20 protein-coding genes are annotated in these 25,398 nt (G+C 62.9%); 7 read left to right on the top strand and 13 right to left on the bottom strand.

Translation table 11 applies throughout. The annotated features are described in order from the left end of the window. Positions 1 to 257: 257 nt before the first annotated feature. The 3 genes from N805_RS11420 to N805_RS11410 all read left to right on the top strand — a co-directional run bounded on the left by N805_RS11420 (position 258) and on the right by N805_RS11410 (position 4,215). Entirely contained in the window at positions 258 to 1,100 is an 843-nt protein-coding gene (locus N805_RS11420; RefSeq protein ID WP_028613595.1) for a helix-turn-helix domain-containing protein, read from the top strand. A gap of 42 nt (positions 1,101 to 1,142) precedes the next feature. Further along, positions 1,143 to 2,525, top strand: coding sequence for an aspartate aminotransferase family protein (locus tag N805_RS11415; RefSeq protein ID WP_028613596.1), 1,383 nt, complete (start codon positions 1,143 to 1,145; stop codon positions 2,523 to 2,525). 196 nt (positions 2,526 to 2,721) lie between these two features. Then, complete coding sequence (locus N805_RS11410; protein WP_028613597.1) at positions 2,722 to 4,215, top strand: aldehyde dehydrogenase; 1,494 nt, start codon at positions 2,722 to 2,724, stop codon at positions 4,213 to 4,215. 123 nt (positions 4,216 to 4,338) lie between these two features. Here N805_RS11410 and N805_RS11405 read toward each other — a convergent pair whose 3' ends face one another. The 7 genes from N805_RS11405 to N805_RS11375 form a co-directional block, all read right to left on the bottom strand. Continuing rightward, positions 4,339 to 6,582 (bottom strand): TonB-dependent receptor, encoded by a 2,244-nt coding sequence (locus tag N805_RS11405; RefSeq protein WP_028613598.1) that lies wholly within the window; start codon positions 6,580 to 6,582, stop codon positions 4,339 to 4,341. Between the two features lie 118 nt (positions 6,583 to 6,700). Beyond that, positions 6,701 to 7,690, bottom strand: coding sequence for a siderophore ABC transporter substrate-binding protein (locus N805_RS11400; RefSeq protein ID WP_028613599.1), 990 nt, complete (start codon positions 7,688 to 7,690; stop codon positions 6,701 to 6,703). After that, positions 7,687 to 8,463, bottom strand: coding sequence for an ABC transporter ATP-binding protein (locus N805_RS11395; protein ID WP_028613600.1), 777 nt, complete (start codon positions 8,461 to 8,463; stop codon positions 7,687 to 7,689). The genes N805_RS11400 and N805_RS11395 overlap by 4 nt, the downstream gene beginning before the upstream one ends. Beyond that, positions 8,460 to 9,401: an iron chelate uptake ABC transporter family permease subunit gene (locus N805_RS11390; protein WP_028613601.1), complete on the bottom strand. Its 942-nt coding sequence runs from the start codon at positions 9,399 to 9,401 to the stop codon at positions 8,460 to 8,462. Before N805_RS11390 ends, N805_RS11395 begins: the two co-directional genes overlap by 4 nt. Beyond that, the gene (locus N805_RS11385) at positions 9,398 to 10,339 is read right to left on the bottom strand and encodes an ABC transporter permease (RefSeq protein ID WP_028613602.1); all 942 of its coding nucleotides are present in this window, start codon (positions 10,337 to 10,339) and stop codon (positions 9,398 to 9,400) included. Before N805_RS11385 ends, N805_RS11390 begins: the two co-directional genes overlap by 4 nt. Next, positions 10,339 to 12,096 carry an ABC transporter ATP-binding protein gene (locus tag N805_RS11380; RefSeq protein WP_028613603.1) on the bottom strand — a complete coding sequence of 586 codons (1,758 nt, stop codon included), beginning with the start codon at positions 12,094 to 12,096 and terminating at the stop codon, positions 10,339 to 10,341. Before N805_RS11380 ends, N805_RS11385 begins: the two co-directional genes overlap by 1 nt. After that, positions 12,090 to 13,883: an ABC transporter ATP-binding protein gene (locus N805_RS11375; RefSeq protein WP_028613604.1), complete on the bottom strand. Its 1,794-nt coding sequence runs from the start codon at positions 13,881 to 13,883 to the stop codon at positions 12,090 to 12,092. The genes N805_RS11380 and N805_RS11375 overlap by 7 nt, the downstream gene beginning before the upstream one ends. A gap of 109 nt (positions 13,884 to 13,992) precedes the next feature. Between N805_RS11375 and N805_RS11370 the strand changes: the two genes are divergently transcribed. Continuing rightward, on the top strand, positions 13,993 to 14,604 hold the full coding sequence (locus N805_RS11370) for a TetR/AcrR family transcriptional regulator (protein WP_028613605.1): 612 nt from the start codon (positions 13,993 to 13,995) through the stop codon (positions 14,602 to 14,604). 215 nt (positions 14,605 to 14,819) lie between these two features. Here N805_RS11370 and N805_RS11365 read toward each other — a convergent pair whose 3' ends face one another. Continuing rightward, positions 14,820 to 16,532 carry an FAD-dependent oxidoreductase gene (locus tag N805_RS11365; protein ID WP_028613606.1) on the bottom strand — a complete coding sequence of 571 codons (1,713 nt, stop codon included), beginning with the start codon at positions 16,530 to 16,532 and terminating at the stop codon, positions 14,820 to 14,822. Between the two features lie 194 nt (positions 16,533 to 16,726). On the opposite strand from N805_RS11365, the gene N805_RS11360 reads away from it, so the two are divergent. The 3 genes from N805_RS11360 to N805_RS11350 all read left to right on the top strand — a co-directional run bounded on the left by N805_RS11360 (position 16,727) and on the right by N805_RS11350 (position 19,543). After that, positions 16,727 to 17,503, top strand: coding sequence for an IclR family transcriptional regulator (locus N805_RS11360; RefSeq protein ID WP_028613607.1), 777 nt, complete (start codon positions 16,727 to 16,729; stop codon positions 17,501 to 17,503). A gap of 140 nt (positions 17,504 to 17,643) precedes the next feature. Next, a complete protein-coding gene (locus tag N805_RS11355; RefSeq protein ID WP_028613608.1) occupies positions 17,644 to 18,696 on the top strand; it encodes a Gfo/Idh/MocA family protein in 1,053 nt (350 codons plus the stop codon). Positions 18,697 to 18,727: 31 nt separating this feature from the next. Then, a complete protein-coding gene (locus N805_RS11350) occupies positions 18,728 to 19,543 on the top strand; it encodes a sugar phosphate isomerase/epimerase family protein (RefSeq protein WP_016486115.1) in 816 nt (271 codons plus the stop codon). A gap of 254 nt (positions 19,544 to 19,797) precedes the next feature. On the opposite strand, the gene N805_RS11345 is transcribed toward N805_RS11350, so the two are convergent. From N805_RS11345 to N805_RS11325, 5 genes are all read right to left on the bottom strand, one after another. Next, positions 19,798 to 20,751 carry an IS110 family transposase gene (locus N805_RS11345; protein ID WP_028613551.1) on the bottom strand — a complete coding sequence of 318 codons (954 nt, stop codon included), beginning with the start codon at positions 20,749 to 20,751 and terminating at the stop codon, positions 19,798 to 19,800. A gap of 1,143 nt (positions 20,752 to 21,894) precedes the next feature. Continuing rightward, a complete protein-coding gene (locus N805_RS11340) occupies positions 21,895 to 23,184 on the bottom strand; it encodes an MFS transporter (RefSeq protein ID WP_371113241.1) in 1,290 nt (429 codons plus the stop codon). Between the two features lie 323 nt (positions 23,185 to 23,507). Further along, complete coding sequence (locus tag N805_RS11335) at positions 23,508 to 23,918, bottom strand: histone-like nucleoid-structuring protein, MvaT/MvaU family (RefSeq protein ID WP_019473237.1); 411 nt, start codon at positions 23,916 to 23,918, stop codon at positions 23,508 to 23,510. Positions 23,919 to 24,249: 331 nt separating this feature from the next. Next, entirely contained in the window at positions 24,250 to 24,507 is a 258-nt protein-coding gene (locus N805_RS11330) for a PAAR domain-containing protein (RefSeq protein ID WP_016486118.1), read from the bottom strand. Further along, positions 24,504 to 25,397 (bottom strand): hypothetical protein, encoded by an 894-nt coding sequence (locus N805_RS11325; protein ID WP_028613609.1) that lies wholly within the window; start codon positions 25,395 to 25,397, stop codon positions 24,504 to 24,506. The genes N805_RS11330 and N805_RS11325 overlap by 4 nt, the downstream gene beginning before the upstream one ends. Between the last annotated feature and the right edge of the window lies 1 nt (position 25,398).

The following is a 25,398-nucleotide window of genomic DNA, read 5'->3' as shown; positions in this document are numbered from 1 at the left end:
AGACACCGCAGTACGCGAGCAGGCTCGTTACCGGTGGGTGAAGTGCAAGGAGGTCGAGCGGAAGGCTCGCAGCGCTGGGGCGGGTTGATGCTCCCACACCCTGCAGGTACCCGGAATCACCCTTTGGGGTGAGCGGGTACAGCCTTGCCCGGCTCACCCCAAAGGGTGATTTCGGCGTCTGCAGTGGCGTGGGAGTATCTGGTCAACAACGCACCGCACTGGCGGCGGTGCCACTGAATAGAAACGGCAGGCCCACAGTGACTAATCAATTGCTTTCAGAACAGTGGTTCGAGCACCTGGCCAAGGTCACCGAGGCAATCGGCCGGCCGGGCTTTGCCGCCAACCTGTTTGCCGCACTTGGCGTTATCCGGCCGATCCAGGCGACCACGGTGTACCTGTACCCGCACGACGGCATGCCTTGCGCGCTGTTCGAGCAGGACGACAAGGCGCCCTGGCAGCCTGAGGGCAATGTCAGCCGCTACTTGTCCGGCTTCTATTTGCTCGACCCGTTCTACGGGGCGTGTGTGGAGCAGGTCGAGTCGGGTTGCTATGGGTTGTTCGAAGTGGCGCCCGACCATTTCGAGGTCAGCGAATACTACCAGTCGTTCTACCGGCACTCGCACCTGGAGGATGAGCTCAACTACATCCTGCAGGTTGCGCCGGGGCAGAGCCTGGCGGTGTCGCTGGCGTTCACCGACAAGCTGGATGCACACACTCGCGAGCTGTACGGGCGCATCACGCCCTGGGTACTGGCGGTGCTGAGCAAGCACTTTGCCGGGCTGGACAGCCGCACCGGGCGCTTCGAAAACATTCTCGAACAACGTATCCACGCCGCGCTTAACAATTTCGGCAGCTCGCTGCTGACCGAGCGTGAGTGCCGTATCGCACAGTTGATCCTGCGTGGCCACTCGACCAAGTCGCTGGCCGAGCGCCTGGGGGTGTCGGAAGACACCATCAAGTCGCACCGCAAGAACGTCTACGCCAAGCTCGACATCGGTACCCAGTCCGAGCTGTTTTCCCTGTTCATCGACGCGCTGGCCAATGCCCAGGGCGTGCTGGGCAAGGACCCGCTGGAAAGCTACATGGGCAAGCTGCGCTGAGCGCCAGCCACCCTGCAACCCCACCGCAAAGGAAAACCAACAATGAATGCGCCTTTCGCCCCGCAACGCCAGACCCGCGACTACCAGGCAGCCGATGCCGCGCACCATATCCATGCCTTCCTCGACCAGAAGGCGCTGAATGCCGAAGGGCCGCGGGTGATCGTCGGTGGCGAACGCCTGCACCTGTGGGACAGCGAGGGCAAGCGCTACCTGGATGGCATGTCTGGCCTGTGGTGCACCCAGCTCGGCTACGGGCGCCGCGACCTGACTGTCGCCGCCGCCACGCAGATGGACCAGCTGGCCTACTACAACATGTTTTTCCACACCACCCACCCGGCGGTGATCGAATTGTCCGAGCTGCTGTTCAGCCTGTTGCCCGGCCACTACAGCCACGCGATCTACACCAACTCAGGCTCTGAAGCCAACGAAGTGTTGATCCGTACCGTACGCCGCTACTGGCAAGTGGTCGGCCAGCCGAACAAGAAGGTCATGATTGGCCGCTGGAACGGTTACCACGGCTCGACCCTGGCGGCCACGGCGCTGGGCGGCATGAAGTTCATGCACGAAATGGGCGGGCTGATCCCGGATGTGGCGCACATCGATGAGCCTTACTGGTACGCCGAGGGGGGCGAGCTGACCCCGGCCGAGTTCGGCCGCCGCTGCGCCTTGCAGCTGGAGGAAAAGATCCTGGAACTGGGGGCCGAGAATGTTGCCGGCTTTATCGCCGAGCCGTTCCAGGGCGCAGGCGGCATGATCTTCCCGCCGGAAAGCTACTGGCCGGAAATCCAGCGCATCTGCCGCCAGTACGACGTGCTGTTGTGCGCCGATGAGGTGATTGGTGGCTTTGGCCGCACCGGCGAGTGGTTTGCCCATGAATACTTCGGATTCGAGCCCGACACCTTGTCGATTGCCAAGGGCCTGACCAGCGGCTACGTGCCCATGGGTGGCCTGGTGCTGAGCAAGCGGATTGCCGAGGCACTGGTGGAGCGTGGCGGGGTGTTTGCCCACGGCCTGACCTATTCCGGCCACCCGGTGGCGGCGGCGGTGGCGATTGCCAACCTGAAGGCGCTGCGCGACGAAGGCATCGTGACCCAGGTGAAGGATGACACCGGGCCGTACCTGCAGCGCATCCTGCGCGAGGTGTTCGCCGACCACCCGTTGATCGGCCAGGTGCAGGGCGCCGGGTTGGTGGCAGCGTTGCAGTTCGCCGAGCACAAGCCGACGCGTAAACGCTTTGCCAACGAGAACGACCTGGCCTGGCAATGCCGCACCTTTGGTTTCGAGGAAGGGGTGATCATTCGCTCGACCTTGGGCCGGATGATCATGGCGCCGGCCTTGATCGCCAACCACAGCGAGCTGGATGAACTGGTGGAGAAAACCCGCATTGCCGTGGACCGCACGGCCCGCTTGGTCGGCAAGCTCTAAACCGTTGCCGAGGGCAACCGGTTTCCCCTGTGGGAGCCGGCATGCCCGCGAACACCGGCGAAGCCGGTGCCATCCTCCGTGTCGCCTGATTCGCGGGCACGCCCGCTCCCACAAGGGGGAGCGCGGCGCGCTTGCGGACTGTGTGGTACCTGTTACTTCCGCAAAATGATCGCCACCGCGGTCGCCTGGAGTACAAATGTACACCCTCGAATTCTGGCAACAACGCGCCTCGGACCTGTACCTGCCTTCCCAGGCGCTGATCAACGGCAAACCCGTCAACGCACAGGATGGTGCCACGTTCGCCGCCATCAACCCCGCCACCAACAGCGTACTGGCTCAGGTCGCTGCCTGCGGCCAGGCCGAGGTCGACCTTGCCGTCGCCAGCGCACGCCGGGCTTTCGAACAAGGCCCCTGGCCGCGCATGGCCCCCGGCGAGCGCAAGAAGGTGCTGCTGCGCCTGGCCGAGCTGATCATGGCCCATCGCGAAGAACTGGCATTGCTGGACTCGCTGAACATGGGTAAGCCGGTAATGGACGCCTACAACATCGACGTGCCGGGCTCTGCCCATGTGTTCGCCTGGTACGGCGAGGCGCTGGACAAGCTGTATGACCAGGTGGCGCCCACTGCGCCCAATGCACTGGCCACCATCACCCGGGAAGCCCTGGGCGTAGTGGCCGCCGTGGTGCCATGGAACTTCCCCTTGGACATGGCCGCCTGGAAGCTCGCCCCGGCGCTGGCTGCCGGCAACAGCGTGGTGCTCAAACCTGCCGAACAATCACCGTTCTCGGCCTTGCGCCTGGCCCAGCTGGCGCTGGAAGCCGGTGTGCCGGAAGGCGTGCTGAACGTGGTGCCGGGCCTGGGCGAGCAGGCCGGGCAGGCGCTGGGCCTGCACCCGGATGTGGACTGCCTGGTGTTCACCGGCTCCACCCAAGTGGGCAAGTACTTCATGCAGTACTCGGCGCAGTCCAACCTCAAGCAGGTGTGGCTGGAGTGTGGCGGCAAAAGCCCCAACCTGGTGTTCGAAAACTGCCAGGACCTGGACCTGGCGGCGGAAAAGGCCGCATTCGGTATTTTCTTCAACCAGGGCGAGGTGTGTTCGGCCAACTCGCGGCTGTACGTGCAGCGCTCCATCCATGACGAATTTGTCGAGCGCCTGCAAGCCAAAGCCCGCCAGTGGTTGCCGGGCAACCCCCTGGACCCGGCGAGCCGTGCGGGTGCCATTGTCGATGCCGAACAAACCGGCCGCATCGAAGCCACCATTGCGCGCGCCGGGCAAGAGGGCGCGCGGCTGGTGTGTGGCGGTCGGCGCCTGACCATTGAGGGTTCAAACAACTACATCGAGCCGACCATTTTTGCCGGTGTCCATGGCCGCATGAGCCTGGCGCGGGAAGAAGTGTTCGGGCCGGTGCTGGCAGTCAGCGCTTTCGACACGGAAGAAGAAGCGGTGCGCCTGGCCAACGACAGCATCTATGGCCTGGCGGCCTCGGTGTGGAGCGATGACTTCAACCAGGTGCACCGGGTGGCGCGGGCGTTGAAGGCCGGTACTGTGTCGGTGAACACGGTCGATGCGCTGGATGTGACGGTGCCGTTCGGCGGTGGCAAGCAGTCGGGGTTCGGACGCGACCTGTCGTTGCATTCGTTCGACAAATATTCGCAGCTCAAGACCACCTGGTACCAGCTGCGCGGCTGATGTCACCACCCTTTACCGCGTCACATTCTTCGCGGGTAAACCCGCTCCCACAGGTATCGCACTGCACCTGTGGGAGCGGGTTTACCCGCGAAGAGGCCCCCACAGGCACCCCACAATTGTCGGTTAGAAGTCCACGCTAGCCGACAGCTGATAGGTCCGCGGCGCCCCCAGCCCCAGGGTCTGGGTCAGTGGCACACCCCAGTAGTCCTTGTCCCCCAGGTTGGCGATGTTCGCTCGCAAGGTGACCGGCTTGCTGGCGACCTCGGTCACATAGCGGGCGCCAACGTCGAAGATCGTGTAACCCGGAATCGACAGGCTGTTCTCGGCATTGATGTATTGCTTGGACTGTGAGGTCACGTTGCCGGTCAGGGTGAGCCCATCCAGGCCGGGGATGTCCCACTCCATGCCCAGCTTGCCCTGCACCTTGGGGTAAGCCGTGGCGGTCTTGCCATCGTTGGCACCGCCTGCGGTCTTGGTCAGCTTGGGGTCGACATAAGCCACGCCCCCCATCAGGCGCACGTCGGGCAGAGGGGCACCGAAGAAGCTCCATTCCACGCCCCGGTTACGCTGCTCGCCACCGAACGAAAAGATGTTGGTGACCGGGTCGGTGTAGCTGCCCGGGCGCTTGATTTCATACAGCGCCAAGGTGTGGCTGAAAGTGCCCAGGTCGAGCTTGAGGCCGATTTCCTTCTGTTTTGATTTGTATGGCGCGAACACGTCGCCAAAGTTGGCAGCGGTGATCGGAGCGGCCGCACCTTTGCTCAGGCCTTCGATGTAGTTGGCGTACAGCGACAGCTCATCGGTCAGCTTGAACAGGATGGCCCCGGCGGGGGTGGTGGCGTGGGTGTCATAGCCTGGTTTGTTGCGGGCACCGGTGTTGGTGTTGTAAGTGTCGGTGACCACTTCCTGGCGACGTACGCCGAGGGTCAGTTGCACGCGGTCGTCAAGCACCGACAGGGTGTCGGCGATGCCATAACTTTTCAGGTCGTTCTCCGTGTGGGCGATCAGCGGCCAGGCCTCTGATACCTTCGGGCCCCAGACCGGGTTGTAGATATTGGTCGTCCAGTTCGAGCCGGCGGCGCGGCGGCCGAAGTCCTTTTGTGTGTCGCTGTACTGGGTGGCGTTGACCGACCATTGGTGGTTGATGCCGAAGGTGTCGAAATGGCCACGCAGCCCTACCTCGGCAGAGGTCTTGTGGATCTCCATCTGCAACTGGCCCATCGCGGTGGTGAAATCACCGGCGCTGTTGTTCACCGTGGCTGTGAGTGCGCCGCTGTAGCGATAGTCGGTCTTGCTGGTGCCGACCGCGCCATAGGCCAGCAACTGCTCGTTCAGCTCGTACTCGCCGCGCAGGATGACGCCTTTGTCCTTGGTTTCCACATAGGCCCAGTCGGGGTTGAGCAGTGTGTCGTTTTTTGGCGGTTTGGGGACTGGCACCCCAGCGGCCAGGCCCATGCCGCGGTTCTGGCCGCTGATGTGGTCGTCGGTATCGAACAGGTCGAGCGACAGCTTGCCACGTTCGCCACGCCAGTCCAGGGCCAGCGAAGACAGCACGTTGCGCTGGCGTTGATCGTTGATGGCAGTGTCGCCGTCGCGGTACATGCCGTTGAAGCGCACGCCAAACTGGTTGCCCTCGCCGAAGCGCCGGCCAACGTCCACATGGCCACCAAGCTGGGCATCGGAAGCGTAGGTGGCGGTCAGCCGGGTCAGCGGCGTGTCGCCAGCGCGCTTGGGAATCAGGTTGACGACCCCGCCCACCGAACCGCCGGGCGGCATGCCGTTAAGCAGCGCGGATGGGCCTTTGAGTACTTCGATACGCTCGTACATTTCGGGTGAGGCGCGGTAGTAGGGGGCCATGCCGAACAGGCCATCGACAGTCATGTCACTGACGCTGGTCTGGAAGCCGCGGATCGAGTAGTTCTCGCTGTAGGTGCCGGTCAGGCCGTTGCTGAACACCGACGGGTCGCTGGCGGCGATGACGTCGGTGATGTCCCGGGCCTGCAGGTCCTGGATATAGGTGTCGGTGTAGCTGACGGTGCTGAACGGCGTTTCCATGAAGTCTTTGTTGCCCAGCAGGCCTACGCGCCCGCCGGTGGCCACCTGGCCGCCGGCATACACCGGTGGCAGTGGATCGACAGCGCTGGCCTGGGCGTCGATCAGGGTGGCAGCCAGCTCCGGGGTGGCGGGTTTCTCTTCAGTAGCCAAGTGGGGACGGGGGTTGCCGGTCTCGGCGTGTGCGGGGATTGGCGCCATTGTGCAGCTACCGAAGGCCAAGCCAATGAATACGGCATGTGCCAGCGGGGTGCGCGGTAGCGCAGGCAATGTCAGGGCAGGGGACGAGAGTGTGTGCAAGGGACGGATGGACACGCGATGGCTCCAGGGGGACAGATGGCAGGTTGGTTTTTTTGGGTTTGAAAAGCGAAGACGTAAGGCAAACGAGAATCACGCGCTAACGCAGTGGCAGGCATTTGCAAAAAGGCAGTGCCTAGTCCTGATAGCCCTTGATCACGTCAGCCGCGATCAAGGCCAGTGATGTCGGGCTGGCGGCCGTGACGTACCAGGCCTGCGGGTCGACGAACACCACGCGGCCGTGCTTCCACGCGTTGGTCTGGCGCAGCAGCGGGTTGCCCAGCGTTTCAGCCGTCATCAGCGGGCGGTGCTCCATGACGGCGGTGCGATCCACCACATAGAGGATGTCGGGGTTGGCCTGCTGGATGAACTCACTGGAAATCGGCTGGCCATGCAGGCCGGTATCCAGGGTAGTGGTGGCCGGCTTGACGCCCAGGTCGTTGAAGATGAAACCGTAGCGTGACTGCACGCCGAAGGCGCTGAAGGCGCCGTTGTTGTGCAGCACCACCAGGGCCCGCTCCGGGCGGTCACGGGTGACGCTGCGCGCCTGGGCCAGCTTGGCCTCCAGGGCGTCAACCTGGCGCTGGGCCAGGTCCTGCTTGCCGAACACTTGGCCGAGGCTGACCAGGTGCTGCTTGATCATGGCGACATGCCCGGTTTCGCTGTCGCGATAGTCCACATCGAAGTGCAGGGTCGGGGCCATTTCGCTCAGTTCGTCATAGTGGTTGGCCTGCAGCGAGGTGATCAGGATCAGGTCAGGCCGCGCCGCATGCACCCGCTCAAGGTTGGGCTGCACGATCGAGCCGACATCTGCCGTTTGCCCGGCATCCTTGTAGCGTGCAAGAAAGTCCGGCACGAAGTCCTTGGGCATGCCCGCCACGGGCACGCCCAACTGGTCGAGGAAGTCCACTTCGTTCATGTCCAGTGCCACCGTGCGCTGTGGCAGTTGACTGATCACCGTGGTGCCCAGCTTGTGTTGCACGGTAACCGCCGTGTAGTCGCCATCCTGCGCGGTTTTCACGGTTGCCGCCGTGGTTGCCGTGGGCTGGTTGCAGCCGTGCAGGGCGAGGGTGGCGCCTAGCAGTAGTGCCAATGGCCAGCCGCTGGCGGGGTGGTTGCGGTTCATTGCTGTTCTCCGGGTGGGTTGAAGTAGTTGCACAGGCGGCCGCGCGCGCCGTGGGTGATGTCGAAATCCAGCCCGTACAGCGCGTGCAGCTGTTGCTCGGTCACAACCTGCTCGACGCTGCCGCTGCAATGCACACGGCCACCCTGCATGGCGACGATGTAGTCTGAGTAGGCGGCGGCGAAGTTGATGTCGTGCACTACCAGGATCACCGTGCGGCCGAACGCGTCGCACAACCGGCGCAGGGCGCGCATGATCTGCACGGCGTGGCGCATATCGAGGTTGTTCAATGGCTCGTCCAGCAGCAGGTAGTCGGTCTGTTGGGCGATGGTCATGGCCAGAAAGGCCATTTGCCGCTGGCCGCCGCTGAGTTCATCGAGATAAGCCTGGCGCAGCGGCTCCAGGGACAGAAAGGCAATGGCCTGGTCGATGGCCCGACGGTCTTCAGCGGTGAGCGCACCACGGCTGTAGGGGAAGCGGCCGAACGCGACCAGCTCGTCGACGGTCAGGCGCAGGTTGAAGTCGACCGACTGGCGCAGGGTGGCGACGCGTCGGGCATAGTCGCCGATGGCGATGTTTTCGATGCTTTGCCCGTCCAGGCGTATGTCACCGCTGCCAGGCGCCAGCAACCGGGCCAGCATCATCAGCAAGGTGGTCTTGCCGGCGCCATTGGGGCCGATCAGCGAGGTCAGCTGCCCGCGCGGGAAGCTGGCGCTTACCCCGCTCAACACCACCTTGCTGCCATAGGTTTTGTGCAGGTCGTGAACAGTAATCATGCGGCTCCCCGGTTGCGCACCATCAGGGCGAGGAAGTAGGTGCCACACACCAGGTTCACGAGGATGCCGACGGTGGTCCTGTAGTTGAAGATATGCTCGACCAGCAACTGGGCGGCAATGAACACGGCAACGGCCACGGCGCTGCCGAGGGCCAGCGTGACCCGGTGGCGGAAGGTACCGGCCATGGCATAGGTGATGTTGGCGACGAACACGCCCATGAATGCAGTGGGCCCCAACAGGCTGGTCGACACCGCGACCAACGCGGCGATCAGCGCCAGCAGCAGGCGCACGTTGCGCCGGTAGTCCACGCCCAGCGAAATGGCCTGGTCGCGCCCGAGTGCCAGCACGTCCAGCACCGGTATGGCCCGGGCCAGCAGCACACACACGCCCGCCACCAGCACGGCCGAATACAGCAGCAACTGCGGCGATGCCCGATTGAACGAAGCCTGGGTGTAGCCCAGCAGCATCGAGAACTCGCCGGGGCTGACTTTAAGCTGGACGAACTGGGTGAATGTGGCCATGACCATGGTCAGCACCAGGCCGACCAGCAGCAGGAAGTACACGTTGTTTTTGCCGTCACGAAACAGCCAGCGGTGCAGGGCCCAGGAGTAGCCGAGCATCAGCAGCACCGAGAGCAGGAAATTGCCGTCACTGCCGAGTACCATCAGCCCCTGCACGCCCATGCCCAGCACCAGCAGCGCCTGCAGCAGCAGGTACACGGCTTCGTAGCCCATGATCGCCGGGGTGAGGATGCGATTGCCTGAAAGGGTCTGGAAGGCGATGGCGGAGCAGGCCACGCACACGCCACCGATTACCATGGCCGCCAGGCGCACAAGGCGCTTGGGGATGAGGTAGGGGAAATCCGCCCCGGCGTTGACGAACACGAACAGCGTGGCCAGGGCGACCACGGCCAGCCACAAGCAGTGTCGGCCTTTCATCGCTGCCTCCAGATGATCAGCCCGAGGAAGATCAGCCCGCCCAGGCCGCCTGCAGTCAGGCCGATGGGTACTTCGAACGGGTAGATCAGCAACCGCCCGAGCAGGTCGCAGACCAGCAGCAAGGCCGCACCGCCCACCGCCACCAGTGGCAGGGTGCGGCGCAGGTTGTCGCCATGGCGCAGGGCGACCAGGTTGGGCACCACCAGGCCGACGAAGGGGATGGCGCCGACGATGATCACGCTGGCCGACACCGTCACTGCTACCAGCAGCAGGCCCAACGTCACGTTGGCGGTGTAGTTCAGGCCCAGGCTGGTGGCCATGCCTTCGCCCATGCCCAGCACGGTGAAGCGCTGTGCGTACAGGTAGGTGAGCAGCACGATCGGTACAATCAGGTAGAGGATTTCGTAGCGGCCCTGCACCACCTTGGAAAAATCACCCAGCAACCAGCCCTGCATGCTTTGCAGCAGGTTGAAGCGGTAGGCGTAGAACTCGGCCAGTGCACTCAGCACGCCGCCGTACATCAGGCCGATGACCGGCACCAGCACCGCGTTGCGGGCGCGTATGCGGCGGATGAGGGTGACAAACAGCAGGCTGGCGGCAAAGCACACGGCCAGTGCGAACAGCATGCGCAGCAGTGCCCCGGCCGCGGGCGCCAGGCCCAGCGACAGCAGGATGCCCAGGCGCGCGGCATCGAGCCCGCCGGTGGTGCCGGGCTCGACGAAACGGTTGCGCACGATCTGCTGCAGGATCACACCGCATACCGCCAGCCCGACACCCACCAGTATCAATGCGGCCAGCCGTGGCAGGCGGCTTGCGGTCAAGGTCAGCCAGGCGTCGCCTTGCAGGGTGAGCAGCTGAGACCAGGCCAGCTCACGAACGCCGACCGCCAGTGAGGCCGCGCACAACAGCAGGAACAGGATGAGCCATGCAACACGCATCAGTCGTGTTCCACCCTCGGTGCCCCGATGCGCCAGCCGTTGGCGGCGTGACGCTGTTCGAGCATACGTGCATAGTGCCCGCCACTGGCGCGCAGTGTGGCCGGTGCGCCTTGCTCGACAACCTGCCCGGCATCCAGCACCACGATATGGTCGGCCATGGCCACGGTGCTGAGCTGGTGTGCGATGACCACCAAGGTGCAATGCCCATGCAGGCTGTGCAGCGTCTGGGCAATCACGGCCTGGTTCTCGGCATCAAGGGCGGCGGTGGCTTCGTCCACCAGCAGTATTGGTGCTTGCCTGATCAGCGCACGGGCAATGGTCACACGCTGGCGCTCGCCGCCGGAAAGCCGCGCACCCCCTTCGCCCACGGGCGTATCGAGGCCCCCGCGCAGCCGTTCGAGGGTGTGTACCAAGCCGGCCATGTGCGCCGCTTGCAGTACCTCGGCGTCGATGGCATCGGGTTTGCCGATACGGATGTTGTCGGCGATGCTGCCCTGGAACAACCAGGTGTCCTGCAGTACTTGGCTGACCGTGTCGGTCAGGCTGGCGCGGGCCATTTGCCGCACGTCGACGCCGCCAATGCGCACACTGCCTTCGGTGGTATCGAAGAACCGTGCAATCAGGCGCATCAGTGATGTCTTGCCCGAGCCCGAGGCGCCGATGACGGCGGTCATGCTGCCTGCCGGGATGTGCAGGTTCACGTTTTGCAGCACGTCGGGCCCGGAGGGGTTGTAGCGCAAGCTCACCCCTTGCAGGTTGATTGCGCCGCCCACCGGCCGCTGGGGCGAGGCGGGTTCTGGCAATGGCTTGGCGGCCAGGACCCGTTCGATTTCCTGCAGCTGGCCATGGGCCCCGCGCAGGATCTCGACATGGCTGGCCACGTCCTGCAGCGGGTCGATGAAGCGGCACACCAGCACCAGTGCCACGATCACCGCGACTGCGTCCTGCGCCTGGCCACCCGCCTGATCGCCAAACCACAGGCCGGCGGCCACCAACAGCGCGGCAAATGTTGCCTGCACGGCCCAACTGTTGAGCAATGCTGACAGCGAAGCACGAATGATCAGGCCCATGCCGCTGCTGCGCTGACGCTCCAGGCTCTGCGCCAGCAAACGTGTGCCACCACCCTCCCCATTGAAGGCCCGCAGCACCGACTGTGCCTGGGCGAACTCCACCATACGCTGGCTGGCGGCGGCGAAGTGCTGGTGAAAGGCCTGATCGGCGCGGCGCCCCAGGCGTGCGCTGAACAGCAGTACCGCGGCGAGCGCCGGCAGCGCTAGCAGCGCGACAAGCCCCAGCGGTGGGTGCAGGGTGAACAGCGCTACCAACAGCACCAGCGGCGTGACGCTGCCACTGATCAACGGCGTGAGCACATGGGCCGGCAGTTGGGCCACGGCCATCGTGCCCTGGGTGATCACATGCCCGAGCCGCGCGGTGTTGTCGGGGGTGAACCAACCCAGTGGCAGCTGTGCCACCTGGGCGCCAATGTGCTGGCGGCCGCCTTGCAGCACCGCTACCGCCAAGCTTATGCCGGCCTGTTCCACCTGGCGTCGCCACGCCCAGCACAGCATCGTGCCGGCGGCCAGCACGGCCAACCAGGCACTGGCAGCGCGTATTTCGCTGTTCAGCAGGTGCAGCATGAGCGGCGCCAGGGTACTGATGGTCAGGCCACTGAATACCCCGTACAGCACGGTCATCAGCAGGTAACGGCGCCAGGCCGGGGCGCTTTCGCCCAGCAGTCGAAGGAAGGTTTTCAGCATGCTGGCAGCGCCTTTTTCACGGTGTCCTGATACCCACCCTGCGCCCACAGCCGTGCATAAAGGCCTTGGCGGGTGAGCAATTCGCTGTGGCCCCCTTGTTCACACAGGGCGCCTTGGTCCAGCACCAGGATCTGGTCGGCATGCATCACCGTGTCCAGCCGGTGGGCGATGACCAGCAGGGTGCGACCCCGGGCGAAACGCGACAGGGCATCCTGGATGGCCGCTTCGCTTTCGGCGTCGGCGGCTGCGGTGGCCTCGTCCAGCACCAGCACGGGCGGGTCGAGCAGCACGGCGCGGGCAATGCTCAGGCGCTGCTGTTCGCCCCCGGACAATTGCGCGTCCTCGCCCACCACCGAGTCATAGCCACGCGGCAGTTGCAGGATGCGGGGGTGAATGTTGGCCAGGCGCGCAGCCGCCTCGACTTGCTCGCGGGTTGCAGTCGGTTTACCCAGGGCGATGTTGTCGGCCACGCTTGCATGGATCAGCCGCACCTCCTGCAGCACGAAACCTATGCGTCGGTACAGTTCGCGGCTCTCGATCCGCCGCAGGTCGACGCCGCCCAGGGTGATGCGCCCGGCGTCGGGGTCGAAGAACCGCAGCAGCAAGCGCGCCAGGGTCGACTTGCCGCCGCCAGAGGGGCCGACGATGGCGGTCGTGGTGCCGGGGGCCAAGGTGAAGCTGACGTCATTGAGCACGTTGTTGCCGGGGGCGTAGGCATGGCTCAGTTGCTCCACGCGTATTTCGCTGCCGTTGGGCAGGGCGCCAACCGCAGGGGCCGGCAGCACCGGAGTGTCCAGCAGGGCCTGCACCCGTTGGGCCGCCGCCACGGCGTTATTGAGGTCGTGGGTGATGTAATGCAACAGCTGCAGCGGCGCGCACAACCCGGGTGTGACCAGGGCAAAAGGCAGGATCTGCAGCGGCTCGATACAGCCCAACGCCACGAACAGCATGCCTGCCAGCAGCACCACCCCCAGTACTGTCACCGGGGCGATCAAGGCATTGGCCCGTGCCATCGCCGCAACCAGTGGGCGGGTGAAACCGGTGAAAGTTTCGGCAAAGGTATCGACCGCTGCACGGTAGCGGTCCTGCGCGTTGCCGCGCCCGCCGAATGCTTTGACCAGCGGCATGCCATTGACGAACTCGACCACCGCGTTGTCGATGCGCCCCATGCCCGCAACCACATCACCCATATGCGCTGCGCTGGCCTTGATGGCACGGTGCAGAAACAGGAAGAACGCCGGGAAGGGCAGCAGCACGACCACGGCAAGGCGCCAGTCCATGGCGAACAGATAGGCCACGGAAATCAGCACGGCGCCCACGGCGCGGCCCAGCGTGGTGAAAAAGTGCGCGGTCAGGCTGTGCAGTGTGCCGATGTCGTCCTGCATGGCCCGTTTCACTTCGCTTGATGCCCGCTCGCTGAACCAGCCGAGCGGCACTTGCATCAGGCGCTGGCCGATCGCCACGCGCAGGTGATGGGTGATGTGGTTGTCGGCCTGGTGCGCCAGCATTTCGGCTGCGGTGATCAGGGCCATGCCCGTGAACAGGCTGGCGATGCTGGCTGCGATGGCCCGGCCAATGGCGCCCGATGTGGTGGTCTCGCTCAAGGCCAGCTGTGCGATGTGCGCAATGCCTGCCAGCGGTACCAAAGCCAGCATCGAACCTGCAGCAGCCAGCACCGCCGATAGCGCCAGCCGCCCGCGAATGGGGGAAAGCACACGGCTGAGCGGGCTGCGGGCTTTGTTTGTTGAGGGAGCGGCATCGTCAAGGGGCGTTGATGAATCGGACATGAAGCGGGCCTGGAAAGCTGCAAATTAATTAGTTGCATGACTATAAACTAATTTGCGAAAACCCGACAAGACAGCTACAAGACTGTCTTCACAAAGCCTGGAGGACCCCATGCAACCACCACAACGCACCCCCGGACGCGGTCGCCCTCGCACCATCACCCGTGAACGGATTGCCGACGTGAGCGTCGCCATCGGCTTGCCCAACCTCACGTTCGTTGGCGTGGCCGCTGCGTTGGGCGTAAGCCACATGGCGCTGTACAAGCATGTGCCGAACATCGAAGCACTCAAGTGCCTGGTGGCCGAGGAGATCTTTCAGCGCTGGCAAATCCCCAGGGCAGACGGGGATTGTGTAGAAGGGTTGCACGCCTACCTGACGCGCTTTGCCACGTCGGTACAGGCATTCGTGAAGGCCCACCCGGGTCTGACGCCCTATGTGATCCGCAGGCTGGCAGCGACAGAAGCGATGATCGACAAGATCAATGACCACCAGGCACACATCGCCCAGGCCTACGGCCTGAGCCTGGAACAGGCGCGCTGGTTGTTGTCGACGGTGGCGTTCCATGGCTTTGCGGTGGCCGATACGGTGTACACGGTGTCGGGGCGCGAGCCGCTGCTGGAGGCCGACCGGGCTGGCGAAGAATCGGAGATGGAAGTGGAGTTGCAGGAGGGCATGCAGGCGCTGATTGTCGGGGCGTTGGCCATGCTGGAACAGCGGGTTTGACCCCTATGTAGACGAACCCCTGCTGGCCGAGCGGCCGGAGCACCGCGTGCCCGGGGGTGAACGCAAACCAATTGCCGACATCTTCGAAGCGCTGACCTCAGCTGACCGGAGATAAGGCTGACAGGCGTCCGCCGCAGCAGTTTCAGCGCCTGTGAGATCGAGCGCCGCGCGGGCGGCGCTCGATCTTATAAACGCTGCAAACCTTTCGGCGTACCTCACTCGTACCCTTGCACCCCGGCAATGTGCCGCCCGGCCACATAACCAAAGGTCAGCGCCGGGCCCAGGTTGATGCCACCCGACGGGTACCAGCCACCAAACACGCTGGCCATGTCGGTACCTGCAGCATACAGCCCCGGGATCGGCTGCCCGGCCTCGTCCAGCACGCGGGCACTGCCATCGGTGCGCAGCCCGGCAAAGGTGCCAAAGCAGCCAGGCTTCACCTTCACCGCATAGAACGGCCCATGCTCAATGGGCGCTACACAAGGGTTGGGCCCTTTGTGCTGCGGGTCGCCCTGCTTGCGGTTGAACGGTGTGGAACCACGGCCGAATGCCGGGTCCTGTCCGTTGCGGGCATGGGTATTGAAGTCATCGACCGTTGCGCGTAGCCCGGACGGGTCGATGCCACAAGCCTGGGCGAGCTGTTCGAGCGTGGTGCCGCGCTTGAGGTAACCATTGCGCACATGCGGCCCTACCGGCAGCGGTGCCGGGCGGGCGTAACCCAGGCCATAGCGGCGCAAGAAGCGATGGTCGCAAACCAGCCACGAGCACACTTCCTCATCCGGCGGCACTGCTGCGACCATGGCTGACACATAGTCGTAATAGCCATGCGCTTCGTTGACAAAGCGTTTGCCGCTGGCCAGCACGCCAATGATGCCGGGCTTGCCGCGCTCGATGATGTGCGGGAAGTGGCCGACGCTGCCGTCGCGGTGCGGCACCTGCGAAACCGGTGCCCAGGCCACTGGCGATTTGAGGTCGGTGGCAACCACGCCACCGGCCGACTCGCCCAGGCGCAGCCCGTCACCGGAACAACCCTGCGGCGGCAGGGCCAGGTTGTCGTGGCCGCTGGCATCACGCGGGAAAAGCTGCCGGCGCCGGGCGTTATCGTTGGGGAAGCCACCTGCCGCGAGTACCACGGCCTTGGCCCGGATCTGCCGATCGCCCTGCGGCGTGCCCACCAGCACCCCGCGTACCTGGCCCTCTTCGACCAGCAGGCGTTTGGCCGGCGCCGACTCCTGCAGGTGCACGCCCAGGTCTTGTGCCGATTTGGCCAGGCGTGCCACCAATGCAACGCCGTTGACCAGGTGCATCGCCCGGCCATGCCGGGCCAGGTGATACAGGTGGCGGCCAAAGCGCTTGCACACGTGCAGCAAGGCCTTGGGCGAGCGGGTCATGTTGAGGAAGGCGGCCAGGTCGGCGCCGGCCATGATCGGCATGCCCATGAACGAGGTTTCGCGCAGGGTCTTGCGCAGGCGCGGCAGCAAGGCGCCAACCTGGCGGGCGTCGTACGGTGCGGCGATCACCTGGTGCCCGCCCTGGGCCGCACCGGGTGTGTCGCCATGCATGTCCGGGATGCCGTTGCCGTCAGCAAACTGCAACGCTGTGTGCTTCTCGAAGAACGCCACCATGTGCGGGCAAGCTTCGAGGAAGGCATCCACGCGCTCGGCGTTGTAATACGCCCCCAGCTCATTGCGCAGGTAGGTGCGTGGCTGCTCGATGTCTTCCACAATGCCAGCCCGCTGGGCCAGCGGGTTGCGCGGCACCCATGCCCAGCCGCCAGACCAGGCGGTGGCGCCGCCAAACACGGGCTCCTTCTCCAGCACGATCACCTTCTGCCCGTGCCAGGCAGCTGTCACGGCCGCAGCCAGCCCGGCGGCGCCGGAGCCTATGACCAGTACATCGTATTCGGTATCGAGAGCTGCAGAAGGCATTGCGGCGTTCCTGTTTTGTTATTAGAACAAGGTTCCACATTTTTATCCGCAGTGCTTCAGCCCGCAAGGGCATGTCGGCCTGGCAGGGCAACTACTGGGCGATAACCGGACATTTCACGGCCTCCTGGCTTCGCCCTCTACCACTCATGTGGAATCATCTTCTAGAATCCGCAAAAAATTCAGGGACCTGTGTCATGGCTGGTAGTCAGATCGAACGCGCCTTCAGTCTTGTAGAAAGCCTTACCGGTGAACCCCAAGGGCTTCCATTGCAAACCCTGGCCGAGCGCTTGGACATTCCCAAGAGCGCGGCCCACCGCATGCTCACCGAGCTGGTGCGGCTGGGTTACGTGCGGCAGAACCGCGACAACAACCGCTACCAGCTGTCGGCCAAGCTGGTGGCCCTGGGCTTTCGTTACCTGTCCAGCAACGGTGCCGACATCATCCAGCCGATTCTCGACCGCCTGGCCCAGGACAGCGGCGAACTGGTGCGCCTTGGGGTGATCGACGGTGCCCGTCAGACCTGGATCGCCAAGTCCCAGGGCGCTCGCTCCGGGCTGCGCTACGACCCGGACATGGGCCGCGATGCGCCACTGTTCTACACCGCCTCAGGGCATGCGTGGCTGGCCAGCCTGGACGATGAGCAGGCGTTGCAGATGGTGTTGCGCCAAGGCATTGCCGACCCTGCGCAGTTCGGCCCGAATGCGCCACGTTCCACTGAGGAGCTGCTTGCCTACCTGCACCGTGCCCGCGAGCAGGGTTATGCCTGGGTCGAGGAAACCTCGGCCATCGGTACCTCGGCCCTGGCTGCTGTGGTGCGTCGCCCGCAAACTGACGAAGTGATTGGCGTATTGAGCATCGCCGGGCCCAGCGCAAGGATGGCGCAAAGCCGCCTGGCAGAGCTGGCGCCACTGTTGCTCGCGGCGGCGCAGGAGCTGTCCGCAGCCAGCCGGGCAAGCGAACTGTTTGCCTGAAGGCACATTACTGGTCGATTACCGCACAGTCTGTTTCGCAGGTTCTTCTGAAAAGCTGAACTTGGTTCTAAATTGTTGAGTGCTGATTCTGGAATCTGGTCCCAGAATCAGTAAAACAACAATGACAAGAGGACAGGCTGTTGAACGCACCCCTTCGTATTGCCTTGATCGGCGCCGGCATCATGGGCCGCCAGCACTACCAGCACCTGCGTAATGTGCCGCAAGCCCAACTGTGTGCGGTGGCCGACCCCGGCCCGCAGGCCGACGCTTTTGCCGCCGAATGTGGCGTGCCCTGTTTTGCCGACCATCGACAGATGCTGGAGCATGTGCGCCCAGAGGCAGTGATTGTTGCCAACCCGAACAACCTGCATGTGGCTACCGCTCTGGACTGCATCGAGGCCGGCGTGCCAGTGCTGGTCGAGAAGCCGGTGGGCGTGCACCTGGATGAAGTCCGTGCGTTGGTAGAGGCATCGCGCAGCCGGGGTGTGCCAGTGCTGGTCGGCCATCACCGGCGCCACAATCCACTGATCGCCAAGGCGCACCAGGTGATTGCCGACGGCAAGCTGGGCCGGCTGATCAATGTCACCGCACTGTGGCAGTTGCAAAAACCTGACAGCTACTTCGAAACCCAATGGCGTCGCGAGCCGGGGGCGGGCTTCTTGCTGACCAACCTGATCCACGACCTCGACCTGCTGCGCCATCTGTGCGGCGAGGTGGTGCAGGTGCAGGCGTTCACCCGTAACGATGTACGCGGTTTTGCCAACGAAGACAGCGCGGCGGTGCTGCTGCAGTTTGCCAACGGTGCGTTGGGCAGCCTGACCGGCTCCGACGCGGTGGCCGCGCCGTGGAGCTGGGAGCTGGACTCTGGCGAAAGCCCGATATACCCGCGCCAGGATGGCCAGCCGTGCTATCTGCTGGCTGGCACCCAAGGGGCGTTGAGCATTCCCCAGCTCAAGCGCTGGCACTACGCCGAGGCGGGGTCGGGCTGGCACACGCCGCTGCTGCAGAGCGAAGAAACCATTCCTGGCGGCGAGGCATTGACCTTGCAGTTGCAGCATTTCGTGCGGGTTGCCCGGGGTGAGCAGGCGCCGCTGATCGACGCTGCCGACGCTGGCCGCACCCTGGCGCTGGTCGAAGCCATTCGCCAGGCCTCACAAAGCGGCCGAGCCTGTGCGCCCGAGCAGATTGCCTAAGCCGACCTTGACTTATTTTTGGTGACGAACAATGACTGATCGAATTTTCTCCCTCGCCGCCCTGACGGTCCTCGAACTGTCCCCGCCGGACATGGTCGAGGCAGCTGCCCGCGCCGGTTACAGCCACGTTGGCCTGCGCCTGGTGCCGGCCACCGAACAGGAGCAGCATTTCCCGCTGGTGGCCGACGCCGACCTGCGCCGGCACACCCAGGCGCGCCTGCGCGACACCGGTATCAAGGTGCTCGACCTGGAGATACTGCGCCTGAAGCCCGAAACCTGCGTGGCCGATTTCGAACCGATTCTGGCGGTAGGCGCCGAGCTGGGTGGCACAGAGCTGCTGGTGGCTGGCAACGACCCGGATGAAGCCCGTCTGACCGAGCGCTTTGCCGCGTTGTGTGACCTGGCAGCGGGGTATGGCATTTACCCGCATCTGGAGTTCATGCCCTGGACTGATGTGCGCGACCTGAGCCAGGCCATGCGGGTGGTGGCCAACGCCGACCGCAGCAATGGCTGCGTACTGGTGGATGCCTTCCACTTCAATCGCTCCCGGTCTTCGCTGGACGACTTGGCACAACTGGCGCCGCAGCGCATGCGTTATGCCCAGCTGTGCGACGTCGCCGGCCCGGTACCGGCCGACATGGACGAAATCCTGCGTCAGGCGCGTAATGAAAGGCGCTTCCCGGGTGACGGCGATGCCGACCTGGTCAGCTTGCTGCGCGGCTTGCCGCCAACCGTGCCGCTGAGCCTGGAAATTCCCACACGGCAGTTGCTGGAGCAGGGCATCAGCGGCGAACAGCGCGCGCGTATGGCGCTGGAGAAAGCCATGGCGGTACTGGCCACAGCCTGATCCGACCGGCAATGCGGGCCTTTGCGGGAGCAACCGTCTTGCTCACACGATGAAGTTTGCACGATCACAGTGGGACCGGGCTTACCCGCGAACACCGGCGGAGCCGGTGCCATTCACCGTGTTGGATTCTTCGCGGGTAAACCCGCTCCCACAGGTAATCGCGCAGGCTTCAGGCTTATGCAGTACCTGTGGGGACAACTGTCTTGCACAACACCTAAACGCCAGCGCGATCACTGTGGGAGATTCTATGGTTTTCAGCAAGCCGGTTTCCCACCTTTGGAGACATATTCGTCCTGATTCTTCATCAGGGCGAATGCCACTCGCGCAAGCTTTCTGGCCAGGATTACCAACGCCTGGGTTGTTGCTTTACCCGCATTGCGATGTTGTTCGTAGATCCCTTTCCAAGTGGCCGTCCGGCTGGCTGACATCGCCGCGTTATGCAACAGACGACGGATTTCTGAGCAGCCTCGCTTGGTCAGGCGGCGACGTCCATTCTTCTGCCCAGAATCAATCACTCGTAGATCCATTCCCAGGAATGCAATGTACGAATCACTGCTCTTGAACTCGCCCCGCATAAAGGCCATTACCAAGGCAGTGGCGGTGAGAAACCCAATGCCCTCTACCGCTTGGCAGCGAGCAACTTGCTCGTGCAGCCCAGCTTCGCGCAGCACTTCTTTAATTTTCTTTTGGATCAACAAATCCAGCCGGTCTATCGATTTTACAAAGGTTTGGAAGGCGGCTTTCAAGAGGGCTTCATTAGCCCAGCTCTGAGTCATCGCCGTGCGGGCAGTCACCAAGGCCGCTCGGCGTCGCAGAAGGCTCTGAAGCTTGCCGTAGACGGCGGGAGGGGGAGTCCAAGGGCGGAGGTCTTCCCCCTCGTTTTTCAAAAATCGGGATAACAACCGAGCATCAGAGGGGTCCGTTTTTACCCGCACACCCACGCTTTTGCGGTAGTTGCTCAGTTGGAACCCATCAATGACATAGACCTCGAAACCCAGGCTATGGGCCAGCTCAACCAAGTCCAGGTGGTAAACATTGGTCGCCTCAACAGCAATTGCCGTGTTGAGAGGCTGTTGCTTCAGCCATTTCTTGATTTCCGGTTTGGTATTTTTCACCTTGATGATCTCATCGCGATCATCGTGATGAATCACTAACTCTGCTTTCGCGACATCCGCACCCACGATCAATTTGCCAGCCTGCATTGCCACGGGAGCCTCCTCACGTTATGGTTTTTTGGCTTGAAGGGGTTTCACCAAGAGGCGCTGGCTTGCTTCTATCGTCGTTTGCAAACGATGCATTCTTTATCGGCGCTTTGGTGGAAGGGGTGGGGCGATGTCTCCCACGGTCTGTACTGCTGTGAACAGTCAGAATCGGGCATTTAGTCCCACCACCCCTTCAAGTCTAACCATACAAGCGGGCTTGCCCCGCGAACACCGGCGGAGCCGGTGCCATTCACCGTGTTGGATTCTTCGCGGGTAAACCCGCTCCCACAGGTAAGCGCGCAGGCTTCAGGCATATGCAGTACCTGTGGGGACAACTGTCTTGCACAACGCCTAAACGCCAGCGCGATCACTGTGGGAGCGGGCTTGCCCCGCGAACACCGGCGGAGCCGGTGCCATTCACCGTGTTGGATTCTTCGCGGGTAAACCCGCTCCCACAGGTAATCGCGCAGGCTTCAGGCTTATGCAGTACCTGTGGTGACAACTGTATTGCGCAACACCCGAGAGCTAGCGCGATCACTGTAGGAGCGGGCTTGCCCCGCGAACACCGGCAAAGCCGGTGCCATCCACCGCGCTGGATTCTTCGCGGGCACGCCCGCTCCCACAGGTAATCGCGCAGGCTTCAGGCATATGCAGTACTTGTGGTGACAACTGTCTTGCACAACACCTGAGAGCTAGCGCGATCATTGTGGGAGCGGGCTTGCCCCGCGAACACCGGCGGAGCCGGTGCCATTCACCGTGTTGGATTCTTCGCGGGCACGCCCGCTTCCACAGGTACCGAGCAGGCTTCAGGCTTATGCAGTACCTGTGGTGACAACTGTCTTGCACAACACCCGAGAGCTAGCGCGGTCACTGTGGGAGCGGGCTTGCCCCGCGAACACCGGCGGAGCCGGTGCCATTCACCGTGTTGGATTCTTCGCGGGCACGCCCGCTTCCACAGGTACCGAGCAGGCTTCAGGCTTATGCAGTACCTGTGGTGACAACTGTCTTGCACAACACCCGAGAGCTAGCGCGGTCACTGTGGGAGCGGGCTTGCCCCGCGAACACCGGCGGAGCCGGTGCCATTCTCCGTGTGATCACCGAAAAAAAAAGGGCCCGCAAGGGCCCCGTAGAGGTAAGTGGCTAGCGCCCTCAGGCGCTCTCGACCTTGCGTGGTGCCATGAAGTACATCCACACCAGCGCCAGGAAATACATGGCCGGGATCATCGTGAACAACACGGCATAGTTGTTGTTGGTGGCGGTCAGCACGCTGCCGACGGTCTGCGTCATGAACATCCCGCCAATCGCCGCGCACATGCTGCCGAAGCCGAATACCGTGCTCACCAGGTGCTTGGGTGTGTAGTCCATCACCAAGCTCCAGATATTCGCCGTCCACGCCTGATGGGCGCCAACCGCCAGCGAGATGGCCGCCACTGCAACCCACAGGCCACTGGCGTTGGCGGCAAAGACGACGCTGACCATGGTGCAGGCAAAGATCAGCATCGATACCAGCCGCGCGGTGGTGGCGCGCACGCCACGGCCGATCAGCCAGGACGACAGGATGCCGCCGCCGATGCTGCCAAAATCCGCAGTCAGCCAGATGATGATCAACGGGATGCCCATCTGGGTCACGTTGATGCCCAGGCTGTATTGCTGGTTGAGAAACGGCGGCAGCCAGTACAGGTAGAACCAGAACACCGGCGCAGTAATCGCATAGGCCACCGCAAAAGCCCAAGTGCCACGCAGGCGCAGGATACGGCTGAACGGCACGCGCGTCGGCTCGGGCTCGTCATCCTGCTGGATGTACTGCACCTCGCTCTGGCGCACGCTGGGGTGGTCTTCAGGGTTGTAGTACTTCAATACCCACAACACCACCCACACCAGGCCCAGGCAGCCCATGGCGATGAACGCGGCCTGCCAGCCCCACACGGCGAGGATCAGCGGCAGCAGGGCCGGGGTGACCATGGCGCCAACGTTGGTGCCGGCGTTGAACAGGCCTGTAGCGATCGCCCGCTCACCCGCCGGGAACCACAGCCGCACGGTCTTCACGCAGGCCGGGTAGTTGGCGGCCTCGGTCAGGCCCAGGATGAAACGGCAGACCATGAATCCGGCTGCCGAAGTGGCCAGGCCATGGGCACCGGTGGCCAGGCTCCACAGCAGCACGGCGAAGAAGAAGGCGCGTTTTACGCCAACCTTGTCGATCAGCCGGCCCTGCAGCAGAAAGCCGATGGCGTAGCCAACCTGAAACCAGAAGTTGATGTTGGCGTAGTCCATCGCCGTCCAGCTCATCTCCTTGGCCAGTACGGGCTGCATGATGCCAAGTGCGGCGCGGTCAATGTAGTTCAGGGTGGTGGCGAAGAACACCAGGGCGAGCATGCCCCAACGGGTCTTGCCGACGCCGAAGGCGCCGCGAAGCTTGTCGCCAATCGAACCCTGATGCATCCGGGGCGCGGCGGGGGTGGTCTTGGTGTGGTTCATAGACTGCTCATTTCTTGAAATTGTATTCAGCTGCGGTGCTACGGGTACGTGACCGGCTCCCAGGCAGGACGGGCACGCAAGGCCGGTGCATGGTGAGCAGTGAAGGCGGCAGCGTCAATTCAAGAGACGGGCTACTGTTCGGTTACCGAACGGTTGCGTTGGCTTGCGGGCGCGGCAGGGATTCACGCCAATAAAGGAGAGAAGGCGTTCAACCTGGTTGCCTGATGGGGCGCAGGTCCAGAAGGGAAGGGCAGGCTGTGGTGGTCGTGCCTGGCAGGGTGAGGGGGCTACTGGTCAGATTTGGGCGTGTACTCAGACCATGCAGTTGCCCAGCTTTCGACCTCCTCCCGGCCGTACTGCTGAATCCACAACCGCACGGTTTTGTGCAGGGTGCTCTTTGCTTCAACTTCCTGCCCTGTGTGTGGGTTTATATAGTATTTGCTTCGCCGGGCTCTATAAAGTCGGGGCGGTGCGACAGGACGGCATTGCTGATAGATCTCGTCAATGTTGGTCGTGCATTCGATCTCGATGATGGCCAGGACATGGGACAGATTGAATTGATATTCGGCAAGCAGCATGTGAAGTTTGCTTTCAAATTCGAAGTCACGGATGAGGTTGGGGTCGATTTTAATGAAGGAAAGTTCGGGCTTTGCCGTAAGCAGTCGTTCGAGGGCACGGAATTCGGCGAGGCGGGACATGGCTTATCTCCATCGGGCGATGAGATAAGTGTTAGTGGTTGTCGGGCGTAAATGCAAGCGGTGAAATAATTTGATGGATTTTTCTTGATAACCCATGGGGCTGTGTTGAACGTGGGCTGTTTAGTTCTAAGTGTTCTGTGTAAGAATATTCCCACGCTGGAGGCTATTATAATGTCATCAATTACCATGGGGTAGTTTACCTGTGAGCGCATCCTCGTTATTTGGACCGAAGAACGGCCCAATCAATTGATTGACCGGCTTCAAAACCAAGGGAGAGGTTTGGTTTTAACGCTGGGGTTAACCGCATTCGGCTCAGTGCCGGTAGTTGCCTTCAATCAATGAGCCAACCCTGGTCCCCCTCGATCAGAGCCCCTCCGTGGCTGGTAGTGTCTCCCTCCCTCGCTGCGGGTTGGCCCTCGATAATCGTGCATGCAGCGCCGGTTTCGATGACTGCGCCACAACTGATGCGGTCGCCCACGCGTGCGACGGCCCTGCCATCCACGAATGTTGCGCTTGCGCCGGTTTCCACAGTGCCTTCGCCATGGAGCGGGCAGCTATGACGATGGCCTACCAGTACGATGGGTTTCATTTGCGCTTCCTTTTGCGGGGTTGAACGGGGGGTTCTTCGAAGGCTGCTGGGGGCGGTGGTGCTGCTCGGACATTGAATAGTTTGCAGACGAAGTACCAACAGATGGCAACGGTGAGGTTGTAGGGGAACAGCACGGCCCAGAACGGCAGTTGCCAGTTCTTTTTGCCCTGCATTTCACCGGGCTCGCCGGTTCGCCAGGGCGCGTAGTGTTGCCAGGCTTCTGCCGGCGTCAGGCAGATGGCGTGGAGTGGCTTGTGCCACCAATTGGGTTCGCCGGGCGGGGGGAGTTTGTCCGGGCCGTGCGCCATGAAGTGGCGCAGGTATTCCCACACCTCGGCGACGTGTTTGACGCCGGGCTCGGTGGGTTCGTTGCTGTCGACCCAGAGGCAGTCTTTTTGGTGGAGGCTGCCATCCGCTCGGCGAGGGGCGAATGCGAGGGCGTAACTGCTGCTGAACGATGAACCGCCGTATTCAGTGCGTTTGAAAAGGCCACCTCCGGTATTGCTCCATTCAAATACTAATTCTTTGCTCAAGCGTCGGTAGTAGATTTTTTGGGTTGAGCGGTTGAGGCAGAAACTTGATAAGCGTTTTATAAAGTACACTCGGTAAAGCAAGAATGGAAGAAATATAAAAGGTCCAATTACTAGGCTGATGATATAGATAGGGCTGAACATGTATGGGGCCCAGGCTTCGCTGGATAGTAAGTAAGGGTAAAAGCCGATCATCAATACGATAGTTAGTGCGCAGTACAGCTTTCCCATGAAGACTGAGTCTGTTACCCAAGGGTTTCGCAAACATAAAGTATCTCTTGATAAGCTTAATAGCTGTCCGGCGATAGCGGGCTTATGCCCCGAATCAGAGGTTGAGTTGAATAGCCAGATGGTTGCCATG

The sequence above is a fragment of the Pseudomonas putida S13.1.2 genome (genome assembly GCF_000498395.2).
Taxonomy (GTDB): domain Bacteria; phylum Pseudomonadota; class Gammaproteobacteria; order Pseudomonadales; family Pseudomonadaceae; genus Aquipseudomonas; species Aquipseudomonas putida_Q.
This window is presented reverse-complemented; position numbering and strand designations above follow the sequence as displayed.